The 5870-nt window shown below is 55.5% G+C and carries 8 protein-coding genes; 2 read left to right on the top strand and 6 right to left on the bottom strand.

The annotated features are described in order from the left end of the window. Positions 1-141: 141 nt before the first annotated feature. The 6 genes from umuC to QMM04_RS20345 all read right to left on the bottom strand — a co-directional run bounded on the left by umuC (position 142) and on the right by QMM04_RS20345 (position 4693). A complete protein-coding gene (umuC, locus tag QMM04_RS20370; protein WP_058757630.1) occupies positions 142-1410 on the bottom strand; it encodes a translesion error-prone DNA polymerase V subunit UmuC in 1269 nt (422 codons plus the stop codon). 225 nt (positions 1411-1635) lie between these two features. Continuing rightward, positions 1636-2505, bottom strand: coding sequence for a manganese catalase family protein (locus QMM04_RS20365; protein WP_021506333.1), 870 nt, complete (start codon positions 2503-2505; stop codon positions 1636-1638). 36 nt (positions 2506-2541) lie between these two features. Further along, entirely contained in the window at positions 2542-3057 is a 516-nt protein-coding gene (locus QMM04_RS20360; RefSeq protein ID WP_021506332.1) for a DUF892 family protein, read from the bottom strand. 27 nt (positions 3058-3084) lie between these two features. Beyond that, the gene (locus QMM04_RS20355) at positions 3085-3558 is read right to left on the bottom strand and encodes a ferritin-like domain-containing protein (RefSeq protein WP_021506331.1); all 474 of its coding nucleotides are present in this window, start codon (positions 3556-3558) and stop codon (positions 3085-3087) included. A gap of 158 nt (positions 3559-3716) precedes the next feature. Then, the gene (locus QMM04_RS20350; protein WP_021506330.1) at positions 3717-3884 is read right to left on the bottom strand and encodes a general stress protein; all 168 of its coding nucleotides are present in this window, start codon (positions 3882-3884) and stop codon (positions 3717-3719) included. Positions 3885-4201: 317 nt separating this feature from the next. Then, positions 4202-4693, bottom strand: a complete 492-nt coding sequence (locus QMM04_RS20345; protein ID WP_058769659.1) for a nicotinamide-nucleotide amidohydrolase family protein — start codon at positions 4691-4693, stop codon at positions 4202-4204. Positions 4694-4925: 232 nt separating this feature from the next. Here QMM04_RS20345 and QMM04_RS20340 point away from each other — a divergent pair, with 232 nt between their 5' ends. Continuing rightward, complete coding sequence (locus tag QMM04_RS20340) at positions 4926-5432, top strand: hypothetical protein (RefSeq protein WP_282996883.1); 507 nt, start codon at positions 4926-4928, stop codon at positions 5430-5432. Positions 5433-5444: 12 nt separating this feature from the next. Next, positions 5445-5870, top strand: a 426-nt coding sequence (locus tag QMM04_RS20335; protein WP_282996882.1) for a YetF domain-containing protein, incomplete at its 3' end; no start/stop codon positions are given.

The raw sequence follows: 5870 nt of genomic DNA, 5'->3' as shown, positions 1-5870 counted from the left end.
CGTGGTGGCTGGTCTAACATCCGCGGCCGCGGGGTTGTTTTGCCTTTTTTTTCTGCCCGCCGCCTTACGTTCTCTCCCGCCGCCTTGCGATTATTCCGCGCAGCGTGACAGGTTCAGGGTTGTCGCAGGGGAGAGGTTAAGTCACTTTGCCTTCACGCGCGGCACGTCACTAATACGCGTGGTGTAAGCCGGAGACAGCATGTCGCGTTTCATCGCCCAGGGTTTCTGGATGCCCTGACCGGCAAACCACAAGGCACCGCGCTGGTGAGCGTTGATCTTATCCATCAGCGCCATCAGCTGATCGCTGTTACGGCGCGGCTGATAGTCAGCAAACAGATCAAGCTGCGCCACCCCGTCGCTGAAGAAGTCTCCCAGCATCACGCCGCCTTTCAGGTAGCGCTTGCCGGGGATCCAGATGCGATCCAGGCAGTTGAGCGTGGCCTGAATGATGTCGCGGCTGTCGGCGGTAGGGGTAATCAGCGTCTGGCTGGCGGCATTGGCATAGTAGGGCTGATGCGGATCGTGCGGGCTGGTGCGGATAAAGGTGCCGATGTAGCGGCAGTACTGACGCTCGCTGCGCAGTTTCTCCGCTGCGCGTGCCGCATAGCTGGCGATGGCTTCGCGCATATCCTGATAATCGGTAATGCGATCGCCAAACGAGCGCGAGCAGAGGATATTCTGCCGGTGCGGAATCACCTCTTCAAACGCCAGGCACGGTTCGCCGCGCAGCTCGCGCACGGTGCGCTCCAGCACCACGCCGAAATGCTTGCGGATCAGCGCAGTGGGGGTCTCCGCCAGCTGCAGAGCGGTTTGAATGCCCATCAGGTTCAGCTTGTTAGATAAACGGCGGCCGACGCCCCACACTTCCTCTACGCCCACCCGCTGCATCAGGCCGCGCTGGCGCGCCGGATCAGAGAGGTCCATGACGTTTTCGGCTTTGGTCCAGCGTTTGGCCGCCCAGTTAGCCAGCTTGGCGAGGGTTTTCGTTGGCGCGATGCCGACGCCCACTTTCAGGTGCGTCTCTTTCCACAGGCAGTCACGTACCTGCTCTCCAAAGCGCGTCAGCGAGGTGTAGCCTTCAATTCCGCTGACATCAAGAAAGGCCTCGTCAATCGAATAGACGTCCACGCGCGGTGCCAGCCGGTCGAGCGTCTCCATCACGCGCGCCGACATGTTGCCGTACAGCGCATAGTTAGATGAAAACACCACCACCTGATGACGCATCAGCTCGTCGCGATGTTTAAACCAGGGCGCACCCATTTTGATGCCGAGCGCCTTCGCTTCGCGGCTCAGCGAGATAATGCAGCCATCATTGTTTGACAGCACCACGATCGGCCTGCCGCGCAGATCCGGGCGAAACACGGTTTCGCAGCTGGCGTAGAAAGAGTTTACGTCGACCAATGCATACATCATCGGCACCCCGAAAATACTGTATATAAAAACAGTATAGGTCAGATGCAGTAAAAATGAGAAGCAGAAATCGATCTGTCCGGCCAGGTTGCTGGTGGGGAAAAGAACAGGGTGGTTACAGATAGCAGGACGAAAAAAACGGCGTTCCCGTCAGGGAAACGCCGTGGGCCAGGGGCCAGTTACTGCGCGAGAAAAAAACGTGTCACTGCCTGGTCTGACTGAACGTCAGGGCGACTTCTTGCTGCCTGCTTCCGCGCCGGTAATCGGATCGATCAGCGGATCGGACGCGGTGCGTGCGGCCAGCGCGTCAATGTCGCGCTGCTCATCCGGCGACAGCGTCACGGAGGGCAGACCATCTCCGCCGTCAACGGCTGGCTGCGGATCGGCCACATAATCGAAGTTGTCATCGGAGTTCCAGCTACCGCGCACGTCATCACCTTCCGACATGTTGTAGTAGTTGTGCGCATACTGCTCAATTGGCGGCAGCTTGCCCGGTGGGAAGTTGTCGCGAATGGAGTACAGCGCTTTCTCAAATGAAAGCTGGTGCGCGGCTTCACGCGTCATCAGGAAGCCTAACGCATCCTTCACGCCGACATCGTCAGTGACGTTGATCAGGCGTTCATAGATGATTTTGGCGCGCGCTTCGGCGGCGATATTAGAACGCAGATCCGCCGTCACTTCGCCGATGGTATCCACGTAAGCCGCGGTCCACGGCACGCCGCCGGAGTTGGTCAGCGGCGGACCACCGCCATAAAGAATCGAAGTCAGATGGCTATCGTTACCGGCACCCGTGATTGAGCGATATAGTTCGCCTTCCTCTTCAGTGCCTTCGGCCAGCTTGCCTTTGGCGCCTTTATTGAGCATGCCAACCAGCGAGCCGATAATCTCAAGATGACTGAGCTCCTCGGTAGCGATATCCATCAGCAGGTCGCGGCGTCCTAAATCCTCATCGCCGAGGCCCTGGGTAAAATAGCGCATGGCTGCTGCCAGTTCGCCCTGCGGACCACCAAACTGCTCTAATAGCAGATTGGCCAGGCCCGGGTTCGGCGCACTGACGCGCACCGTGTACTGCAGTTTCTTAACGTGTCGAAACATAGCTCACCTCAAAAAGTCTCTTACGAAAGGAGAAAATCAGCGTTTCGCTTTCGCGTCCGGGTCTTCGCTGCGCAGCAGGAACTGATCGGTCAGTTCAGGCATGTGCGTTAACATCCAGTCCGCCATCGCGATCTCCTGCTCACAGATCTGTTTGAGAATGGCCACGCTCTCCTGATCCCCGGCACGCGTGGCGGCGCTGATCAGGCTGGTGTAACTGCCAATCTCGGCATTCTCGAACACGTAGCCGCTGATAGCGCCTTTCACCACTTCGTCTTCCGCGAAGGTACCGCCAAAGGCCTGGCCCATGGCGGCCATTTTCCCCATAACGTCTTTCACGCTGGAGTGGGAAATGCCGTGACGGTCGAGAATGGATTCCAGCAAAGACTGCTGCTGACGGGTTTCTTCGATGTGCTGCTCAATGCGTGCACGCAGCTGCGGGTAGTTTTCCAGGCGTTTTGCCATCTGCTCGAGCATGGTTTCGGCCTGTTTTTCCATGGCATGAGCGTCGCGCAGCCAGTCGTGATAATGCGAAAGTGCGGATGTGGTCGTCATATCTACCTCCGTTGTACGGCAGTCGCGTTACTGCTTTTCCGCGATATCCGTGAGTTTTTCATCGGTGGATTTTTCTTCGGCTAATGTGGCGGCCAGCAGCTCTGCGGCCTGGTTGAGCTCCAGCTTTTTCGCCATGGCCACCAGCGTGCCGTAGGTGGCGATTTCATAGTGCTCAACCTTCTGCGCCGCGCCGATCAGGCCAGCATCGCGCACCGGGCCGGCTTCGGTGGATTCAATCAGCTCCTGCGCTTCTTCTACCAGGCCTTCCAGTGCATGGCACTTCATACGCATGATGCGCAGCTCATCGTGGCTCTCTACGACCTGATCGAGGCGCTCAATTTGTCCCTGGGTCTCTTCCAGATGTTGCTGAAAAGCGTTTTTTAAACTTTCATCGGAGGCTGCCCGGACCAGTTTGGGTAACGCACGAGTGATCTGTTTCTCCGCGCTGTAAACGTCCGAAAGATCGTGAATAAAAAGATCGAGTAGCGATTTAACTTTCATGAAATATTCTCCGAATCGGTGATTAACGGGAGGCTGAAGCCATTAAGTGATAACGCGATTAAAGAGAGGGAATGAAACGAAGCAATAAATCCCTGTCATCCTGTTGATGACGGAGCATTCCCTGCTCCGAGACATTCCTTACTCTGCGTTACAGCGCATCAGGAATCGCGATGGCTATTCTGTCCGCCTTTTTTGCCGGCTTCGGACGCTTTCTCACGGTCGTTTTTGAAATTACCGCCGCTGTTTTGTCCGCCTTTTTTACCCGCTTCAGATGCTTTCTCTTTGTCTTCTGCGAAATTACCTGAACCGCCTCTATGCTCTGTCATACTATTACCTCGTGATGAGTAATAAATAACATCACGCATCTGCCGCCATGCATGTTTTGCACACTTAATACTAATGCAGACTGCCTCACTGACAAGCGCGACGGTTATATTTTTCACGCCTCGCTAACGCTATATTGATGAGAAGGCTGGAGATTGTGGTGTAAAATAACCACGCTATTTTTAGCGAGCCGGTCCATATTACGGTCTCGCTTTTAACCCGCCTGATGATTATTTATGCTCAACACATTTTCCTCCGGTGGGAATTTTATCCGCCCGGCTTATTTATTTACGTTTAATCATTGAACGGCGAAGCGGCGCTAAATAGCGTCGAGCAGACGGTTCAATTCCGCCAGACTAAAAAGGGTCGCTTTGCGCACCACTTCTTCACCTTCACCTGAAAACCACTGCCGGCTGGTGTGCACGCTGCCATCTGCCAGGCACCATGCAAACCACACGGTGCCGGCTGGCGTGCCGTCCTCACCGCCGTCCGGGCCGGCATAGCCACTGACGGCAATAGCCAGCGTATCCCCGGAGAGCTTTTTGGCGCCGCAGGCCATCTCCCGTACCGCGGCTTCACTGACGGCGGTATCACGCGCCAGCGTCTCCGCGCTGACGCCCAGCACGCGCTGCTTCGCCTGATTGGTGTAAGTAATAAAGCCGCTGCTGTAAAAGCGGCTGCTGTCGCTGGCGGCCGCCAGCGCGGAACCGACCCAGCCAGAGGTGCAGGATTCGGCGGTGGTGACGCTCAGGCCGGCGGCCAGTAATTTATTACCCACTTCGGTCGCTAAATTAACCAGTTCTTCATCCATATTCTGTATTCCTTGTCAGAGTAAAATTAATAAACCCCGTCTCTGGCGCTGCTCACAGGCATTGCCAGCGGCGGGCATCCGAATTATAGGCGTAATTTCTGCACCGCTGCTTAGCCGAATTAAACTGTTACCGAGGATCCCGGCGTTTACCGCTAAGCTTAAAATTCAGGACAAAGAGGAAATAACCTTAGCGATAAGATGTCAGCTAATTAACTGTAAGAGGAATAACGCCATGAAGAAAGATGAGTTAGCCAGCCGTGATTATCCGGTACAGGAGGATATGCGCTGGCAACGCAGGGAGAGTGTTATACAGCGTATCGGTGAATACGTGCTGATGGTGATTGTGATCCTGGGTGCCTGCGGGCTGTTTTCCAAAGGCATATTAAGTGACGGGCAGGCGCAGTCGGCTGATGGTTCCGTCAGCCTGCGCTATGAACGTTTTGGTCGCATCGACAGCAATATGAACCTGCGGATTCGCGTGGCACCGCAGAGCGGCGAACGTTTCACCGTCACGCTAGGCAGCGGCGCGTTAGACGATTTGCAGATCCAGACGCTACAGCCACAGCCACAGCAGGCCATCACGCGGGATAACACGCTGCAGCTTACTTACGCCAGCGAGGCGGCAGCAGGTCATGTGATCTGGCTGGGGATTCAGCCGCAGGCGGCGGGACGGGTTGCGCTGAGCGTGCACGTCAATCATCAGGTACCGGTAAAGGTATCGCAGTGGATTTACCCATAAAAGGAGAGCGTTATGGAAACGGTATTACGCGCAGCCGCCATTTATCTGTTGTTAATGGTGGTATTTAAAATTGCCGGTCGACGCACACTGCTGCAAATGACCTCATTCGATTTGATTCTGCTGCTGATTATTAGCGAAGCCACACAGCAGGCATTGCTGGGTGATGACTTTTCCGTTACCGGTGCCAGTCTCACCATCATTACCTTAATCACTATTGATATTGTGCTGGGCAAACTCAAAGCGCGCTTTCCGCTATTCGAACAAATGGCGGAGGGAGGACCGCTGATTTTGGTGGAGCATGGCCGGATATTAACGCAGCGGCTAAAAATGTCGGGCATCAGTCGGGAAGATATCCTCGAGGCCGCGCGTTCAGGTCAGGGGCTGGAACGCATCGATCAAATTAAATACGCGGTGCTGGAAGTGAGCGGTCATATTTCC

It is taken from the genome of Pantoea sp. Pa-EAmG, assembly GCF_030024295.1.
Taxonomy (GTDB): domain Bacteria; phylum Pseudomonadota; class Gammaproteobacteria; order Enterobacterales; family Enterobacteriaceae; genus Pantoea; species Pantoea dispersa.
This window is presented reverse-complemented; position numbering and strand designations above follow the sequence as displayed.